Origin of the sequence: Apibacter adventoris, assembly GCF_002964975.1 — a bacterium.
Lineage (GTDB): Bacteria > Bacteroidota > Bacteroidia > Flavobacteriales > Weeksellaceae > Apibacter > Apibacter adventoris.
The window spans coordinates 32543-50082 of record NZ_PSZM01000040.1 but is presented as its reverse complement, the minus strand read 5'-3'; the positions used below and the strand labels follow the sequence as shown (position 1 = coordinate 50082).

The following is a 17540-nucleotide window of genomic DNA, read 5'->3' as shown; positions in this document are numbered from 1 at the left end:
ATATTTTAACTAATAATCACGAAAATTAGATTAGAATTGTAGTAGTTTATAAAATTAGATTTAAAAATCTATTTTTTAAGAAATCAAAAAAATTATATTTTTAGTACTCTATTTTTCTTATAAGTAGTTAAATTTATCTTATAAAATACTAAAAACTTTCAACTTAAATCCAATAATTAGATAAGACAGAAAAAAGCAGTTATAAAACTGCTTTTTTATATATTTTATATTTTATTTGATTATTCCGTTACACCATCAGAAACAACTTCAAAAGAATAATCATACTCCACATTTCTGTGTAAACGAACTTTTGCAGTATATTTTCCTAATCTTTTAATCGTGTTACCTGGAATTTTAATATATTTTTTATCTATTTCAACTCCGGATTTTGCTAATGCTTCTGCTAAATCAGAATTATTAACAGAACCGAATAACTTATCACCAGCACCAACTTTTGCAGGAATAGTTACAACTACCTCTTTCAATTTCGCAACTATATCATTAGCAGTTTTTACTAAGGCAGCTTCTTCTGCTTCTCTTTCTTTTAAAGTAGCTTCTAAAGCAGCTTTATTTTTTGGGGTTGCTAATAAAGCACATCCTTTAGGTATTAAATAATTACGAGCATAACCAGGTTTTACATTTACCACATCAAACTCTAATCCTAAATTTTCTACGTCTTGTTTAAGAATAACTTCCATGATCTCTTTTTTATAAAATTAAGGTTTTAATTGATCTCCTACATATGGCAATAAAGCTAAATGTCTTGCTCTTTTAATTGCCTGAGATACTTTTCTTTGGAATTTTAAAGATGTACCGGTAAGTCTTCTGGGAAGAATTTTACCTTGCTCATTTACAAATTTCAATAAGAAATCAGGATCTTTATAATCAACATATTTTATACCGTATTTTTTAAAACGGCAATATTTCTTTTCTGTCTTAGTGTCAATATCTAACTGACTTAAGAATTTTACTTCACTGGCATTTCCTCCTGCTGCCTGTTTTGCTAATTCATCTATTGCCATGTCTTATTTTTTTAATGATTTAACTTTTTCTTCTCTCTTTCTAGCCCATTCTACTCCGTGTTTATCTAGCTTCACAGTTAAGAATCTTAATACTCTTTCATCTCTTTTAAATGCTAACTCTAGAATGTTAACAATATCACCAGGAGCTTCAAATTCAATTAGGTTATAAAACCCATTTCTTTTTAATTGAATAGGGTATGCTAATTTTTTTAATCCCCAGTTTTCCTGGTTTACAATAGTTGCGTTGTTTTCTTTGAGTAAGTTCTCAAACGATTTAACTGCTTCCTCTACCTGAGAATCCGATAGAACGGGAGTTAAAATGAAAACAGTTTCATAATGATTCATAAATCAAATTGTTTAATTATTTTTTCGAACGGCAAATATAAGAAACTTAATTGAATTTACAAAAGGTAATTCTATTATAGAAAACTGTCATAATTGATCATTATCTATAATTTTCACAATACGAAATAAAAGTTGTATGTTTATAAATTAATTACTAATTATTCCACATATGAAGAGATATTTTTTAATTATTTACGTATTATTATCCTATTTTATATATGCACAATTGGAAACCGCTCATTGGTTCTTTGGCAATCATGCAGGGCTAGATTTTACTTCAAGATCCCCCATAGCCGATACTAATGGCGCTTTGTACACCCATGAATGTTGTTCTTCAATATCCGATAAAAATGGAAATTTATTATTTTATACCGATGGTTCAACCGTTTACAATAAAAATCATTCCATTATGTCTAATGATACCGGTTTATTAGGAAATAGTTCCAGTACTCAATCAGGACTTATAATTCCTGATCCTTACACCCCAACTCTTTATTATATATTTAGTGTTCATACAAATGATATTAGCCCAACAAATTCTGTAGGAATACACTACTCTTTAGTGGATATGACTTTAGATTCCGGAAATGGAGCTGTAATATCAGGAAAAAAAATATTCCTTTGCCTCTCAATGGTGTACAAAAAAGTTTTGAAAATATTACTGCAGTAAAACATGCTAATGGAGAAGATATTTGGATTATTACCCAATTTATTGATAAATTTTATGCTTTTAAAATAGATAATTCAGGATTAAATACCATTCCCGTAATAAGTAAAGTTGGAATATCTGTTCCTTTAGACCATGATTGTCGTTTAGGTTATATTAAAATTTCTCCTGACAGTAAAAAACTAGCAATTGCCCACTATTCAAAAGCTTTAGCTATCTATGATTTTAATTCTTTCACTGGTGGTGTTAGTAATGAAGTTATTTTAGATACTAACAAACATTTTTACGGAGTAGAATTTTCTCCTAATAGTAAAATACTTTATTCGTCTGAAAACGTTGAAAGCACAATACATCAATATGATTTAACTGCAATCTCTATACCAAATAGTAAATTTCTCTTATATAAAGGTAATAATCAAAGTTATTTTGGAGCTCTACAATTAGGTCTAGATAAAAAAATTTATCATACTGCAATAAATGATAAAGCCCTATCTGTAATTGAAAATCCTGATATATATGGATCAGGAGCAAACTTTAAACCTCTTTCTATCGATCTAGGAGGAAAAATTTCCACCTATGGACTCTCCTCCTTTATTGTCTCTTTTTTTAATGGAACTATTCTTATTAATGGAAATTTAAACCTGTCTGAATTTTGCTTAAATGAACCGCTTACTTTTTCCTTAAATACAAACCTTTCTACTTATACTGCTAACTGGGATTTTGGAGATGGAAATACAGTTATTAATAATAATACTCCTATTCATACTTTCTCTACTTTCGGAACCTATCTAGTTAAGGTTACCCTAAAATATAAAGACCAGTATGAAAATGAGCAAAACATAACATTCGATAAAACTATTACAATACATCCCAAACCATCCGTCAACTTAGGTCCCGATAAAATCCTATGTGAAGGTGCTTCCTTAACTTTGGATGCTGGTAACCCCGGAGCCTCTTATCTGTGGAGTACCGGTGAGACTACCCAAACTATCAACGTTATTAAGTCCGGCTCGTATTCGGTAACTGTGACTGATTATAACAATTGTAGTGTTTCTTCTTCAGTGATTATTAATTTCCTTAATCCTTTTATTAAAGAGATTAAAGTTAATAAGAATACTGCGGAAATAGTAGCGATAGAAAACTCTCTTTTGCAATACAGCCTGGGATATGATTCACTGGCAGTATTCTCCTGTTTTTTATAACCTGGAATTTAAAATTTATAATACCTATGTTAAAAATGCTTCCGGCTGTATCTCTGCCCCTTTTCCTTTTGGTTTGCTCAATGTTCCCAATATAATTACTCCTAACAAAGACGGAATAAATGATGTATGGAACCTAAAGGGATTGGAATTATACCCGGGAAGTTCTGTGAAAATCTTTGACCGATATGGCAAATTATTAGTCAATACTAAAATTGATAAAGGTTTCGTTTGGGATGGTAAATATTTAGGAAAAAATGTAGCTACAGCAAGCTATTGGTATATAATTGAACTTACGGATGGGAGAAAATTAACTGGTTAAATTATGGTTAGAAATTATAATGAGAAAGATCAATAAGTAATTACGAAGCGTTGAATAAAAAGACTATATTTCATAATTTTAAATAATAATATTTGAAAATATAATTTTCTTCTCTCTTATTTTCTTTAGATAAGTATAAAAAGTTACCATATTAGTTCATAAATTGTATATAGTAATTATATAATAATTATTAGAATAAAATGTTTATTTTTGCATTATTATTTTTTTATTAAAATTATTATTACTGTCTTATGAAAAGCTTATTTTTAACACTAACTATACTATTATTATCTCCATTTGCAAGCGCTCAACTAGAAAATAATAATGATGTCATTCAATTCCATAAGGTTAATTCTTCCGACACATATTTAAATTCTACAACTGATAGAAACTTATGTAATTCCTCTTCTTCTGTCAATATTAATAATCTTTTCATTAAAGAGGTAAAGGTTAATAATTATAGAGCAGAAATAATTGCTGTGGGAAATCCTCCTTTACAATATAGTCTGGATAATATTCATTGGCAAAATTCACCAATTTTTCATAATTTAAAAAATGAGGTATATAATGCTTATGTAAGGAATGCTTATGGATGTATATCTAATGCTTTTCCTTTCGGCATTTTAAACCTTCCTAACATAATCACTCCTAACGGAGACGGAATCAATGATGTTTGGAATCTGAAAGGATTGGAATTATATCCGGGAAGTTCAGTGAAAATATTTAACCGATACGGCATTATATTAGTCAATACTAAAATTGATAACAATGGATTTGTTTGGGATGGTACTCATCTGGGGAAAATTTTACCTTCTGATAGCTACTGGTATGTAATTGAAATTACTGATGGCAGAAAATTAACCGGATGGATTGTGGTTAAAAATTATAATGAAAAAGATAGATAAAAGTTCTTGTTTATTTTATATAAACTAACTCTGCTTTTCCATTTTTAATATATAAAATGCATGAGGCCATCTTATTAATTTCATCTTCGTCGTGGCTTACGACAAAAGTTGTTGAATGTAAAAGATGATGTGATTTTATAATTTCATCTTGTAATTCAATCCTCATTTCCCGATCAATAGCAGATAGTGGCTCATCTAAGAGGAGAATAGGCGCTTTTTGAACCAGAACACGAGCCAAAGCTACTCTTTGTTTTTGACCTCCGGAAAGTTTTTCTATTTTTTGTTTTTTAAGTCCTTCTAAATCAAATATTTTGATTAATTTACCCGCCCATTCCCCCTCTTTGTTTAAGGGCTGTGCAAAAAAGATATTTTCTTCTACATTCAAATTAGGAAAAAGAGCATAATCCTGAAACATAAAACCTATATTTCTTTTTTGTGGAGATAGATTAATTTTTTCGGTTGAATCAAAAACTATTATATCTCCAAACTTTATTTGTCCGAACATAGGCTTAGTTAAACCGGCCAATATACGAAGTAAAGTGGTTTTTCCTGCTCCGGATTTACCTGAAATACATACTAATTGATTTTCCGGTATTTTTGCTTTTATATCTAGAATACTTTTTCCTTCAGAAGTTTGTATGTGATGTTTTATATCTATTTCTATCATATATGAATTTTCATACTTTTCTTACGAATTACAAAGTGTTAATTCTAAAACTTTTATTTATACTGTAAATAAGCGTTAGCAAAATAAAAGAAATTATAAATAAAATTATAGAATACTGATTGGCTACTTCATAATTAAGTGCCTGAACTTGATCGTAAATAGCTATGGATGCTATACGAGTTTGCCCTGGAACATTTCCCCCTACCATTAAAACAATTCCGAATTCTCCTATGCAATGTGCAAAAGTTAAGGCTATTCCTGTGATTAATGATGGTTTTATATTAGGAATCAATACTCTCCAAAAGGTAACCCATTTTGATTTTCCCATAGTATAAGAGGCTTCTCTAAAACTATTAGGTAATGAAGTAAAACCATTTTGAAGAGGTTGAATCATAAAAGGAAGTCCAGCTATGACACTGGCTACTACTATTCCTTTAAATGTGAATGCTAATCGTGTATTAAAATATTTTTCAAAAAAAATTCCTAAAGCATTATGAGGGCTAAATGCTACCAATAAATAATATCCCATTACAGTAGGTGGTAAAACCATAGGCATACAAATTAGTGCTTCAATAAAGGCTTTACCTTTAAAATGTGAATAAGCCAACTGATACGCTACTGGCAAACTTATAATTAGTAGTAATAAGGTTGTTATTATTGCTAATTTAGCTGTTAAAATAAGTGTATTAAAAAAATCTAAATCCAATTTATTTTATATTTATTTCTCAAGGTAATCCATATCCATATTTTTCCCATATAGAATTGCAAGCAGGGCTATTTATATATTTAAAAAAGCGAAGGGTCTCTTCATCATCCTGACCTCCTTTAATTAAAACTGCCGCCTGTTCTACCCAAGGACATATTTCACGGGGCAATACATAATATCTTCCTTTATTTTTCATTTCCGGAGATAATGCTAAAGACAATGCTATAAACCCTATTTCAGCATTTCCTGAAAAAGCAAATTGTGCTGTTTGATTAATATTTTCTCCCCATACAATTTTTTTTGTTATTTTATTATATAACTGTTGAGAGGCAAGAGCCTTAACTGTATTGCTACCATAAGGAGCATTATCAGGATTGGCTATAGCAATTTTTTTCACTTCTGGAGAAAATACTAAATGTAAACCTTTAGAAACCTCTTGAGAAGAACTCCACATAGCAACTTTTCCGTATGCATAGGTTTTAATCGAACTTGCAGCAAAACCTTGTTTAGTAATTTTTTCAGGAAATTTAGTATCTGCTGACATAAAAAGAGTAAAGGGGGCACCATTTAAAATTTGTTGTGTCAAGGTTCCTGAAGATCCGTAAGTTATTTGTATTTCTGCTTTAGGATATTCTTTTTTATATTGATTTTTTATTTCTTCTAAAACATACCTTAAATTCGCTGCTGCAGCTATGGTTACTTTATGATTATATGTGAAAAACCTAGGTAAGAATATGGCTAATATCACTGCCAATAGTATCAATATTAGATAAAATTTACGTTTCATAGAATTAAATTATTACAATATTTATTATTATTCGTGTTGACCTCCATTTATAATTTTAAAAATATGCAAAATTGCCGGAAATATTGAATCCATCGATTCCTCAGCTCCTTTTGTAGAGCCCGGTAGTGTAATTATAAGAGTATTCCCTATCAATCCGGCAACACTACGAGAAAGCATAGATAAAGGAGTTCTATCTTGTCCGTAGCTTCTCATAGCTTCAGCTACTCCGGGTATTTCTTTTTCTAATAATGGTTTTACAGCTTCCGGAGTTACATCTCGTTTGGATAATCCTGTACCCCCAGTAATCAGAATCATATCTATTTTCTTTTCGCAATATGTTTTTATTAATTCTTGTATTTTAGTTATTTCATCCGGAATAATTATATATTCTGAATTTTCAATTCCAAACTTAGATAGTTTATCAATAATTATTTTCCCTGCACGATCTTCCTTTCTGCCAGAAGAAATGCTATCGGAACAAACAATCACTGATGCTATTAAAGGAATATTAAATTTATCTTTTTTATCAGATTTTCCTCCCTTTTTTTCAATTAATCTGATATTTTGAATTTCTATATTTTTATCTATAGGTTTCAACATATCGTAAAAAGTAAGTGCAACAATGGATGCGGCATGCATAGCTTCTACTTCTACCCCGGTTTTATAAATTGTCCTTATTTCTACGGTGATAATTATTTGCAAATCATTTATTTCATAATTTACCGATGTATATTCTATAGGAAGGGGATGACAATCCGGAATCATATCACTGGTACGTTTAGCCGCAAATAATCCGGCAGTTTTTGCCATTTCAAAAACATTTCCTTTAGGAACATTATTCTCCTTTATTGCAGTAATAGTATCAAGCAAACTTACTTTGACTATAGCTTGCGCTATAGCTTTTCTTAATGTTTTATTTTTATATGTTATATCTACCATTGATTATATTTTTTATTATATATCTTTGATTTTTTATTTTTCTTTTATTGTTGAAAAGAAAACCGGTTTAATTGTTATCATTATATATGCCCATTGTGGAAAATGAGTGTTTATTTCTTCTTGTTTTTTTATAATTTCTGTACCTCTGTTTTTCAAATAGGTACTCCATCCTCCCTGAATAGATAAAGAAGGAGAAAGTTTATAGTCTACTTGCAGATCAAATTCAGATCCAATATCTTTATTTTCTCTATTTTTCATTTTTTGAGAAGTAGAAAAGGTGTGAAAATTTCCTAAAAATTTTAATTTTGAATTAGTTTTAATTTCTATTCCTCCATATAAATCTATTAGTCCCTGTCTAGGGGGAGTTGTCCAGTATTCTATAGATCCATTAAAGGCATGATTGGCTCCATATAATTTATTAAAGGTATAATCTTTATTTTTGGAAGCATTGTATTTAGTACCTGAAAAATAATCTCCTCCAAAAATAGCTGTTATTTTATCTGAAAATTTATAGTGCGATTTTAATGCCAATAAAAATGCATCTAATTTATGATCATCCCGATCATAACCAAATTGATAATAGCCGGTTGTATAAAATGAAATTGGTATTTCTTTATTTTTCATTTCTACATTTATTCCTGTTGTATTTCTATATATGGAGGTCTTAGGATTTTGTGTTTCATTTTTTCTTTGAAATCCTTCATTTACCCATATAAATGAGGTGGTAAAATTTTCAAAAGTTTTTTGTACCCAACTATATAATAATGATTGATAACCTTTATCATAAACCGATTCATATAAAACATCACTGGCATTATTCCAGGCTCCTCCTAAGTGAACTTTAAATTTAGATGATTCATATTTCAGTTTCAAAAGGTCATGAGCAATTGGAGTATTACTCCAATTAGTTGAAGAAAATAAACGATTATCATCATATTCTAAAGTCTGACGGCCTAATATGCCCGAAAATTTTGGTGAGAAAAAATATTCTGCCCATGCTTCATACAGACCTAATGAATTTCCTGTATTATTTATTCCTGTTGACCCATAGGTTTTTGTATCTTGCACAGTTACTTTTATGCGATATTCTTTAGTTTCATATAAAGCTGTTAAACGGGCTCTCATATTGTTTACAAATGCAGGATTTAAACTATCTGCCAAAGGAGCTCGGAATCCATCCCGGAATTCTCCCCTTGTTCGCAATTCTCCTTCTATTTTTATAGATTGACCATAAATATTTACATTTATTAATAATGAGTATGTAAAGAGAACTAAAAGTAGTCTTTTATAATTCATAATATTTATAAAAATTTAGATTTTACTATTTTTTAAATAAACGTCTTTGTAAGTTTTCAACGATTTCTGTTTCTAATCGTTTTATAAGTAAATTTTCCCAACTTAAAGCCAGAATATTAACGGATAACTATTGATTTAATGTTTCCTATATGTAAAAAGCTAGATAGTGTTATTTTTCTTTAATTAAATTACTCATATATATTTTCTTTCCATGTATGGGTATCATCATTATAAATCTCTTTTCCCCAAATAGGTATTTCTTTTTTTATTCTTTCCACCATTTCATCACAGGCTTTTATGGCAGGTTTCCTATGTTTAGAAGAAGTAAATACAAATAAACAAATTCCTCCTTTTTTTATTTTTCCTAAACTATGATATACATGCATGCACTCTAAGTTGTATTTAACAAAAATTTCTTCTCGTATCTGGACTAATTTCTGTATTGCCATTTCCTGATATGCGGTAAATTCTATTGCTGTAACTTCTTTTCCCTCTTTTTTATCATTTCTTACCTGCCCTAAGAAAATACTATGCCCTCCTATTTGGGTTTTTGAACTATGTTTTTGAATACTTTCAGCTATAAATCCAAGAGAAACGGGACCATCAACAAATGGGTTTTTTATTTTTATTGTTTTCATTCTATAGTATGGTTTTTACTCCTTTATAAATATGGAAGATATCTTTTTGAGGATATTCTTGTTGTACAAGTTTAAAGGCTTGTTCACTCCTTACTCCCGATTGACAAACAAAAATAATGGTTGTATAGTTTTCTAATTCTTCTAGTCTATGTGAAAATTCCGTTAAAGGAATTCTTATATATTCATATTTATTTATTACTGGAATTTCTCCTTCATTCCGAACATCAATTAATATTGAATTTTCCCTAGCTAAAAGAGAACGCAATTCTTCCTTATTAGCAATTTCTTTTTTCGAAAAGGAGGATATATTACAAAATGTATCATAATTCATAGTTAAAAATTCCTCTTTATTTTTAGGACCCATCTCTATTTCTAATTTATTATATTTAATGATTCTTGTTTCATAATTAAGCACATTTATGAGATACAGTTTATGTACTAATAGGTCTCCTATTCCTGTGATTAGTTTAATTACTTCATTAGCTTGAACTGTTCCTATTAAACCAGAAAGTGTACCTAATACTCCTGATTGATTACAGTTTGGAACTTCAAAGGATTTTGGTGCAACGGGAAATAAATCTCTATAATTAGTTATTTGTCCATTTTTTTCTATGTTAAAAACTGATACCTGACCTTCATATTGGTAGATAGCTCCATGAACCAAAGGTTTTTTCAACAATTTACAAGCATCGTTAAGTAAATAACGTATCTGAAAATTATCTGTACCATCTACAATAATGTCATATTGTTCTATTAAGGGTAAAATATTATCATGAGTAATTTTATACGAATAAGCTGTAATTTCTATTTCGGAATTTATTTGATGAAGTTTCTCTTTTGCTTCATTTGCTTTAATTTTTCCTATGGAATTTTCATTATATAAAATTTGCCGATGTAAGTTAGATATATCTACCTTATCATCATCTGCAATTCCTATATGACCTACACCTACTGTAGCTAAAAATTGCAAGACCGGACAGCCTAAACCTCCTGCTCCTATGACAAGAACTTTCGATTTTATAAGTTTCTGTTGAGAATTTTCTCCAAACTCAGGTAAAATTATTTGTCTATTATATCTATGTGTATTCATTTTCTGATTTTTTTATCCTCCCGAATAAGGGGGAAGTAAAGCTATTTCTGCATCTGATTCTATAATTTTTTTATCATTTATATATTCATTATTAACCACTATTAAAAATTTACTAGAGGCTAATTCTGGAAATTGTATAACTAATTTTTCTTTTAATTCGGAAACTGTATTTATCTCTTCTTTAAATACATATTCGTTTGTCTTGAAAACATCTGTTAAATTTCCAAAAATTTTAATTTTCTTCATTATATCTTTTTTGTTTCTATTTGAGTAAAATCTTCCAGATTGTTAATATTTACAAATACTTTTGAGGAAAACACAGGATTCATTTCTATAATTTCTCCTTGGATATCCTGTATAAGTTCTCTCATTTTAAAATTTTTTTTATTAATTTTTTCTTCTAATAAAGGAAGTATTTGCTGGCTGTATATTCCAAATAAAGGTTGTATTTTTTTGTTATATCCAGCTACAGTAGTAGAAGCTTCTGTATGGTTTTTTATGAGATAAGTAATTGCTTCTTTTGTAATAAAAGGCATATCGCAAGCTATAACAAATATATCCTTTCCAGAGTTTTTAAGTGAGGCATAAATTCCTCCTATGGGACCTGCATTAGAAACAATATCGGGAACTATTTCTAAATTAAATTTCTTATATTCTAAATTTTGTGTATTAATTTTTACTTCAGAAAAGCAAGTAGTTAATACATTTATTTCATATTGTATAATAGGAAATCCATTAAGTAATTTTAATCCTTTATCTTCTCCCATTCGGGAACTTTTCCCACCTGCTAATATATATGCATCCCCAATCATATCTGCTCTTTTTTAAATTGGATAAATTTATTACTTAGCCTTTTATATTCTAAAAGTAACCGTTTCCCTTCTTTAGTTAATTCAGAACTTCCTCCATCCTTTCCTCCAATTGTTTTAATTACTAAAGCTTCAGAATTATTTTTATTCATTTCTTTTATCATATTCCAAGCTTTTCGATATGGAATCTTTATTTGTCTTGCTGCTTCAGCTATAGAGCCGCTTTTTTCAATATATTCTAATAACATAGCTCTTCCTTTTCCTATCTTCAGCCCTTCTGAGCTTTCTATCCATATAAAACCTTCTATTTTCAGATTTTCCATAATGATATTTTTTCTCCTTGTTTCAAGATTCTAGGTCCTCCATCTATTTCTGCTATACAATTTGATTTAGAAAAACTATCCAATTTATAAGATTCTTGAGCTGATAAAATTTTCACATTCCCATCTTTTTCATATGCTTTTAAAAATAAAGTTAAGTTGTTGTTTTTTTCAAAATCTGAAGACAAAGCCCCTAAATATTTTTCTTCATAAAAATTTTTTCTGCCTTTTATCCCTTCTATAAATGGTTGTACATATTGATAAAAACAAGTCAGAACAGATGCCGGATTTCCGGGAAGTGCAAAAACAAACTGATTTTCTTTTTTACCAAAATACATAGGTTTCCCTGGTTTTTGCTGAATTTTATAAAAGAGTTTTTTAGTACCTAAATTTTCTAATGCCTCTTGTACAAAATCATAATCTCCTACAGATATCCCTCCTGTAATAAGTAGAATATCTGCTTTTTCCCACGCTTTTTTTATGGCTTGTAAGGTCAATTCATTATTGTCTTTTACTTTTATTAAAATTGTCGGGAGTATGTTTAATTCTTGTAAAGCTGCTTGTAATGCCCATGAATTAGTTTCATAAATTTGACCAAATTCTAAGGGGTTACCTACTTCTGTTAATTCATTACCAGTTACTATTATTCCTATTTTCGGATAAGTATTAACATATAAATGAGTAAAACCAAACCCTGCTAAAAAACCTAAAACTCCAGCTGTAATTTTTGTATTTGAAGAAATCAATAGATCTCCTTTTTTTGATTGAGAACCACGTAAACGTATGTTTTGTCCTTTTTTAATTTGTGAATCATTAAAAATAAGATAATCATTTTTTAAAGATATTTTTTCCTGCATTATTACTGTATCTGCTCCATGAGGAATGGGAGCTCCTGTAAAAATACGGACCGCTTCCCCCGAACGTAAACTCGGTATATTACTATCGCCAGCCTGAATAGTATATGATACTTTTATTTTTTTACATTCTTCATAATCTTTATAAGAAAAGGCATACCCATCCATAGCTGAATTATCAAAATTTGGAACATCTAAGGGAGCATATATATTTTGTGCTGTATAATAATGTAAGGAATCTTTAAGTGAAATTTTATTTTCTACAGTTTTAAAAATTTCCTTTTCTATTATTTCTTTAGCTTTCTTTACTGTTATAAAGTTCATATTCCAATAGGTTTTTTTTAGCATAACGGTTATAAAAAAATTATCCGCCTATCTTTATCATACTTCTATTCTCTAAATGATTAGGATTTAAATTTTTGAAATTTTGAAATTGTCTCCCCATTTTTTTATGTTTCTTATATACACAATTCTCTATGACAGGTTTTATATTTCTACCTGCTCGTAATTCTCCTAAAATATCAAATTCTTCTTTTCCGAAAAGACAATTTTTCATTTTACCATCTGCCGTTATTCGCATGCGGTTACAACCTGAACAAAAAGGTTGACTCATAGTTGTAATAAAAGCAAAGGTGCCTTTAGAACCTAATACCTGATATTTTTTTGCAGTATTGTGTATAGAATCTTGTAATTTAACAATAGAAAAATGTTTTTCTATATTATGTAACATTTCAGTGGTGGTTAATACCCTATTTTTTTCCCACCGATTTCCGCTAAAAGGCATAAATTCTATGAACCGAACTTGTAAAGGCAAACTATAGGTTAAATTCACGAAATCTGTAATTTCATGTTCGTTAATTCCTCTCATTGCTACAACATTAAGTTTTACGTGAAAATTTTCTTTTACTAAAAGATGTATATTTTTCCATACTTGCGATAATGCATTTCTTTTAGTAATTGATTTAAATGTACTTTCATTTAAACTATCAATACTAATATTTATAGACTTAATACCTACATTTTTAAATAAATCTACATATTTATGAATCAATACTCCATTGGTTGTCAAAGTTAGTTTTACAGGCAATTGTGCTAGACATTGTACTATTTCTGAAAAATCATGTCTTACCAAAGGTTCTCCTCCGGTAAGACGAATTTTATTGACATTATAATCTACAAAGGTCTGTGCTATGGTAAATATTTCTTGAGGATGCATCAAATCTTTTTGGGAAAGACATTGCATATTTTCTTCGGGCATACAATATAAGCAACGAAAATTACAGCTATCCGTAAGAGATATTCTTAAATAGTTATGAATTCTATTATATGTATCCTGTAAATTATTCATATTTATTTTCGGAATCTTTAGCTTCGCTTTTACGAGCATCTGGCAAATATTTTAATAAAAACAATGCTGAAATAAAAAGAAATAAAGATCCTCCAAAAGTAGCCCATGCAAAAGGCTGATTATCAGCCAAGGCATTGTTCAATGCACCATACATTAGCCATATTTGTATACTCAGAATTAAAATAAGTATTATTATAATAGCTGACATTAATGTATTAGTTTTACTGGGATGTGCTGTATTTTGTGCTTCTCGAAAATTACTCATAATTTTATTTCTTTTCTTTTTCTGTTACATAAACATTTCCATCTCTAATAACTACAGATAGTTGGGGTAAAGGTCTTGGTGGAGGCCCCTGTAATACTTCTCCTGTTTCTGGATCAAAAAAACCTTTATGACAAGGACACACTATTTTGTTTATTTCATGTTTATACAAAACTGCACAGGAAAGATGTGTACATTTCTGTTCAAAGCAGCGCCATTTATCTTCTCCTAAATGTATTAATATATAGGGCACTTTATGATTATCATTAATTACAAATGATTTCATTTCCCCAATAGGTATTTCAGAAGTTGAACAAATTAAGTGTTCCTGATATTTTTTATCTTTTGAAAATAAAAGAGATTTGGCTGCTATCATTCCATTTCCTACTGCTAAACTTCCAGACAAAAGGCATAAAAATTTAGCAAACTCGCGTCTGGAAACATGAGTAGATTCCTCTTGTTTTATAGGAAAATCTGATTTCCAAAACGGGGTTTCTTTTTCTTTGTTATGTGACATTTCTGTATAGTCTTTTATGTTAATTAATGAACTTTTAATTCTTTACTCCCTTTAGGCATCATAACATTTACTTTTGTTATAACTTCTTGTTTTCCAAAAATAAACTTATTTACAGGGGTACTATGTGGACGTTTTTCTTCTATTTCTTCTAATGTACCGTAAAATAAGGCTCCACTTGGACAAACTGTGGCACACATTGGTTTTAAACCTGCACTGGTTCGATCATAACACATATTGCACTTCATCATTAATTCTGCTTCTTCTTTTTTATTAGGTACTCCAAATGGACATGCCATTACACAATTGGAGCAACCTATACAACGTGCTGTATTTGCTGAATGGACAACCCCTAAGTTATCTTTAGTTATGGCATCTGCCGGACAAACATTAGCACAGACAGGATCCTCACAATGCATACATACCTGTACGGTAGTTTGTATTGTGTGTTTTCTGTCAACATAATGAATATGGATCATACTCTCCTGTCCATTTGTTTCACATTCCGCACAAGCCATTTCACATGCATGGCAACCAATACATCTTTGCATATCCACAAAAAAACCCATATTTTTATTATATTCTGTAATTGTCATAATCTTTTCTTCTTTAGTTATTCATCAAAACTTTGAAATGCATTGGATTTATCTGATTTCGAGGCTTTTTCACCTGTATTTATTAATTTACAGGCACATACTTTGAACTCTGGAATTTTAGACATAGGATCTAAGCTACTAATGGTTAATATATTAGCAGAATGAATTCCTCCCCAATGATAAGGTATAAATACAGTATCTTTTCTTATAGTTTCCACAACATTTGCCGGAAAAATAGCTTCACCTCTGCGAGTTACTACTTTAATTAAATCCCGATCTATAATTCCATATTTATTTGCCAGTTCTGGATGAATTTCTAATAAAGGTTCTGGATATTGATCTACTAATTTACCTATTCTACGGGTTTGTGATCCACTCAAATATTGTGAAACTACTCTTCCAGTAGTCAGTGTAACCGGATATTCCTCATCAGTTACTTCTGAAGGATCTTTATAGGGAGCAGGATTAAAGTGAGCTTTTCCATCGGGTGTTTTAAATTTATAATTTTCCCAAAGTCTTGGTGTTCCGGGATGGTCTAATGTTGGACAAGGCCAAAATACACCCATATTTTTTTCTATCTTTTCATAAGTAATTCCATAATAATCTGCTGTTCCGCCTTTAGATGCTACTCTTAATTCATTAAATATATCTTCAGCTGTTGTAAAATTAAATTTATCTCCGGCTCCTAAACGACTTGCAATTTCTTTAATTATTTCACTATCTTTCCTTGCTTTTCCCGGAGGATTTATAGCCTGATTGATACGAACAACTCTACCTTCTGCTGTTGTAACCGTTCCTTCTTCTTCTTCTTGTAGAGATCCTGCTAAAATTATATCTGCATGTCTTCCGGTTTCACTTAAAAAGAAATCTATAGCTACATAAAATTCTAATTTTTCAAGAGCTGAACGTACATAATTATTATTGGGAAGTGACACTAACGGATTAAAGCAAATAGATATAAGTCCTTTAATTTCTCCTCTATGTATAGCTTCAATAATTTCCCAAGCACTATATCCTTTTCCTGGTAAATCTTTTTCCTCTATTCCCCAAACTGCTGATATATATTTACGATGTTCAGGATTTTCTATGTCTCTGTTTCCCGGTAATTGATCGCATTTATGCCCATGTTCTCTTCCTCCCTGTCCATTACCTTGACCGGTAATTGTAGCATATCCGCAATAGGGCTTTCCTATTCTTCCGGTAGCTAATACTAAATTTATACATCCTACTACGTTATCTACTCCTTTTGTGTGGTGCTCAATTCCTCTTGCATGTAATAAAAAACTAGTTTTAGCTTTTCCCCATATTTCTGCAGCCTTGTATATTTTCTCTGCTGAAACTCCTGTTATTTTCTCAGCCCATTCTAACGTATGATCTTGAACAGAAGCTAATGTTTCTTCATAACCCGAAGTATATTTTTCTATAAATTCTTTATCTACCCAATTATTATCAAATAAAACTTTTAACATAGCTCCATATAAGGCAGAATCTGTACCGGGGCGTAAATCTAAATGTAAATCTGCAGTCCTTGCCAATGGAATTATTCTAGGATCTATAACAATCAACTTAGCTCCGTTATCTCTTGCTTCCCAAATCGGATAAGTTAAAGTAGGAAATGTTTCACTTACATTGGCTCCTGTAACAATAATTACTTCTGCATGTTTTAAATCAGACCAGTTATTGGAAGCTCGATCTAATCCAAACGCTTTTTTATTCCCTGTACCGGCACTTACCATACATAAACGTCCGTTATAATCCAAATTTTTAGTTTTTAACGCTACTCTGGCAAACTTACCTATCATATAACTTTTTTCATTGGTAAGGGAGACTCCTGATAACATAGCCATAGCATCTCTTCCGTATTTTTCTTGGATTTTCTGAATTTGTGACACTGTGGTATCTATAGCTTCTTCCCAATTAATAGGTTCAAATCCTACTCCTTCTACTCTTTTTAGTGGAGAAAGTAACCGATCAGGATGATTATTTTGTAAATATCTTTGAACTCCTTTTGGACAAAGTCTTCCTTGATTGAAAGGGAATTCTTTCCAAGGTTCAAAACCTACTACTTTATTATCTTTTACTTTCAGCTGAATACCGCACTGCATTCCACAAAAACAACAATGGGTCTTCACTAATTTATCTGGCTCTGATACCCCTTTAAAACCATTTTTTGGAGTATATTGTTTGTGAGGTCCAAATTTTTCTATAATTATATTGTCTTGTACTGGTAATTTAGCCATTACTTATTTTCCTT

The 17540-nt window shown here is 30.2% G+C and carries 23 protein-coding genes; 4 read left to right on the top strand and 19 right to left on the bottom strand.

Features of this window, described 5'->3' with window-relative positions; genetic code table 11:
- Positions 1–239: 239 nt before the first annotated feature.
- Genes rplI through rpsF form a run of 3 tightly spaced genes read right to left on the bottom strand, consistent with a single transcriptional unit; the run spans position 240 to position 1367 of the window.
- Entirely contained in the window at positions 240–698 is a 459-nt protein-coding gene (rplI, locus tag C4S77_RS07015) for a 50S ribosomal protein L9 (RefSeq protein ID WP_105193980.1), read from the bottom strand.
- An 18-nt stretch (positions 699–716) separates the two neighbouring features.
- Positions 717–1022 (bottom strand): 30S ribosomal protein S18, encoded by a 306-nt coding sequence (rpsR, locus tag C4S77_RS07010; RefSeq protein WP_105193979.1) that lies wholly within the window; start codon positions 1020–1022, stop codon positions 717–719.
- A 3-nt stretch (positions 1023–1025) separates the two neighbouring features.
- Positions 1026–1367 (bottom strand): 30S ribosomal protein S6, encoded by a 342-nt coding sequence (gene rpsF / locus C4S77_RS07005; protein WP_105193978.1) that lies wholly within the window; start codon positions 1365–1367, stop codon positions 1026–1028.
- A gap of 169 nt (positions 1368–1536) precedes the next feature.
- Between rpsF and C4S77_RS07000 the strand changes: the two genes are divergently transcribed.
- The 4 genes from C4S77_RS07000 to C4S77_RS06985 all read left to right on the top strand — a co-directional run bounded on the left by C4S77_RS07000 (position 1537) and on the right by C4S77_RS06985 (position 4460).
- Positions 1537–2037, top strand: coding sequence for a hypothetical protein (locus C4S77_RS07000; protein WP_105193977.1), 501 nt, complete (start codon positions 1537–1539; stop codon positions 2035–2037).
- The gene (locus C4S77_RS06995; protein ID WP_105193976.1) at positions 1989–3236 is read left to right on the top strand and encodes a PKD domain-containing protein; all 1248 of its coding nucleotides are present in this window, start codon (positions 1989–1991) and stop codon (positions 3234–3236) included. The genes C4S77_RS07000 and C4S77_RS06995 overlap by 49 nt, the downstream gene beginning before the upstream one ends.
- Positions 3202–3555, top strand: coding sequence for a T9SS type B sorting domain-containing protein (locus C4S77_RS06990; protein WP_105246958.1), 354 nt, complete (start codon positions 3202–3204; stop codon positions 3553–3555). Before C4S77_RS06995 ends, C4S77_RS06990 begins: the two co-directional genes overlap by 35 nt.
- Positions 3556–3806: 251 nt before the next feature.
- Positions 3807–4460 (top strand): T9SS type B sorting domain-containing protein, encoded by a 654-nt coding sequence (locus C4S77_RS06985; protein ID WP_105246957.1) that lies wholly within the window; start codon positions 3807–3809, stop codon positions 4458–4460.
- A 10-nt stretch (positions 4461–4470) separates the two neighbouring features.
- Here the strand turns inward: C4S77_RS06985 and C4S77_RS06980 are convergent, their stop codons facing one another.
- The 16 genes from C4S77_RS06980 to C4S77_RS06905 form a co-directional block, all read right to left on the bottom strand.
- Complete coding sequence (locus C4S77_RS06980; RefSeq protein ID WP_105246956.1) at positions 4471–5127, bottom strand: ATP-binding cassette domain-containing protein; 657 nt, start codon at positions 5125–5127, stop codon at positions 4471–4473.
- A 28-nt stretch (positions 5128–5155) separates the two neighbouring features.
- Positions 5156–5833: a molybdate ABC transporter permease subunit gene (gene modB, locus C4S77_RS06975; protein ID WP_105246955.1), complete on the bottom strand. Its 678-nt coding sequence runs from the start codon at positions 5831–5833 to the stop codon at positions 5156–5158.
- Positions 5834–5852: 19 nt separating this feature from the next.
- Positions 5853–6620, bottom strand: a complete 768-nt coding sequence (gene modA / locus C4S77_RS06970; protein WP_105246954.1) for a molybdate ABC transporter substrate-binding protein — start codon at positions 6618–6620, stop codon at positions 5853–5855.
- Positions 6621–6647: 27 nt separating this feature from the next.
- On the bottom strand, positions 6648–7559 hold the full coding sequence (gene moaCB, locus C4S77_RS06965) for a bifunctional molybdenum cofactor biosynthesis protein MoaC/MoaB (protein ID WP_105246953.1): 912 nt from the start codon (positions 7557–7559) through the stop codon (positions 6648–6650).
- Positions 7560–7592: 33 nt separating this feature from the next.
- Positions 7593–8855, bottom strand: coding sequence for an alginate export family protein (locus C4S77_RS06960; protein WP_105246952.1), 1263 nt, complete (start codon positions 8853–8855; stop codon positions 7593–7595).
- 188 nt (positions 8856–9043) lie between these two features.
- Complete coding sequence (locus C4S77_RS06955) at positions 9044–9493, bottom strand: molybdenum cofactor biosynthesis protein MoaE (RefSeq protein ID WP_105246951.1); 450 nt, start codon at positions 9491–9493, stop codon at positions 9044–9046.
- Position 9494: 1 nt separating this feature from the next.
- Positions 9495–10583 carry a HesA/MoeB/ThiF family protein gene (locus C4S77_RS06950; protein WP_105246950.1) on the bottom strand — a complete coding sequence of 363 codons (1089 nt, stop codon included), beginning with the start codon at positions 10581–10583 and terminating at the stop codon, positions 9495–9497.
- A 12-nt stretch (positions 10584–10595) separates the two neighbouring features.
- Entirely contained in the window at positions 10596–10829 is a 234-nt protein-coding gene (locus C4S77_RS06945) for a MoaD/ThiS family protein (protein ID WP_105193966.1), read from the bottom strand.
- Complete coding sequence (gene mobA / locus C4S77_RS06940) at positions 10829–11395, bottom strand: molybdenum cofactor guanylyltransferase (protein WP_105246949.1); 567 nt, start codon at positions 11393–11395, stop codon at positions 10829–10831. Before mobA ends, C4S77_RS06945 begins: the two co-directional genes overlap by 1 nt.
- Positions 11392–11715 carry a winged helix-turn-helix domain-containing protein gene (locus C4S77_RS06935; RefSeq protein WP_181042843.1) on the bottom strand — a complete coding sequence of 108 codons (324 nt, stop codon included), beginning with the start codon at positions 11713–11715 and terminating at the stop codon, positions 11392–11394. The genes mobA and C4S77_RS06935 overlap by 4 nt, the downstream gene beginning before the upstream one ends.
- The gene (locus tag C4S77_RS06930; RefSeq protein ID WP_105246947.1) at positions 11703–12890 is read right to left on the bottom strand and encodes a molybdopterin molybdotransferase MoeA; all 1188 of its coding nucleotides are present in this window, start codon (positions 12888–12890) and stop codon (positions 11703–11705) included. Before C4S77_RS06930 ends, C4S77_RS06935 begins: the two co-directional genes overlap by 13 nt.
- Positions 12891–12930: 40 nt before the next feature.
- Positions 12931–13914, bottom strand: a complete 984-nt coding sequence (gene moaA, locus C4S77_RS06925; RefSeq protein WP_105246946.1) for a GTP 3',8-cyclase MoaA — start codon at positions 13912–13914, stop codon at positions 12931–12933.
- On the bottom strand, positions 13907–14179 hold the full coding sequence (locus C4S77_RS06920) for a hypothetical protein (RefSeq protein ID WP_105246945.1): 273 nt from the start codon (positions 14177–14179) through the stop codon (positions 13907–13909). The genes moaA and C4S77_RS06920 overlap by 8 nt, the downstream gene beginning before the upstream one ends.
- A 4-nt stretch (positions 14180–14183) precedes the next feature.
- Entirely contained in the window at positions 14184–14693 is a 510-nt protein-coding gene (locus C4S77_RS06915) for a QcrA and Rieske domain-containing protein (protein ID WP_105193961.1), read from the bottom strand.
- A gap of 23 nt (positions 14694–14716) precedes the next feature.
- Positions 14717–15286, bottom strand: coding sequence for a 4Fe-4S dicluster domain-containing protein (locus tag C4S77_RS06910; RefSeq protein ID WP_105193960.1), 570 nt, complete (start codon positions 15284–15286; stop codon positions 14717–14719).
- Positions 15287–15303: 17 nt separating this feature from the next.
- Positions 15304–17526 carry a molybdopterin oxidoreductase family protein gene (locus C4S77_RS06905; RefSeq protein ID WP_105246944.1) on the bottom strand — a complete coding sequence of 741 codons (2223 nt, stop codon included), beginning with the start codon at positions 17524–17526 and terminating at the stop codon, positions 15304–15306.
- Positions 17527–17540: the final 14 nt, after the last annotated feature.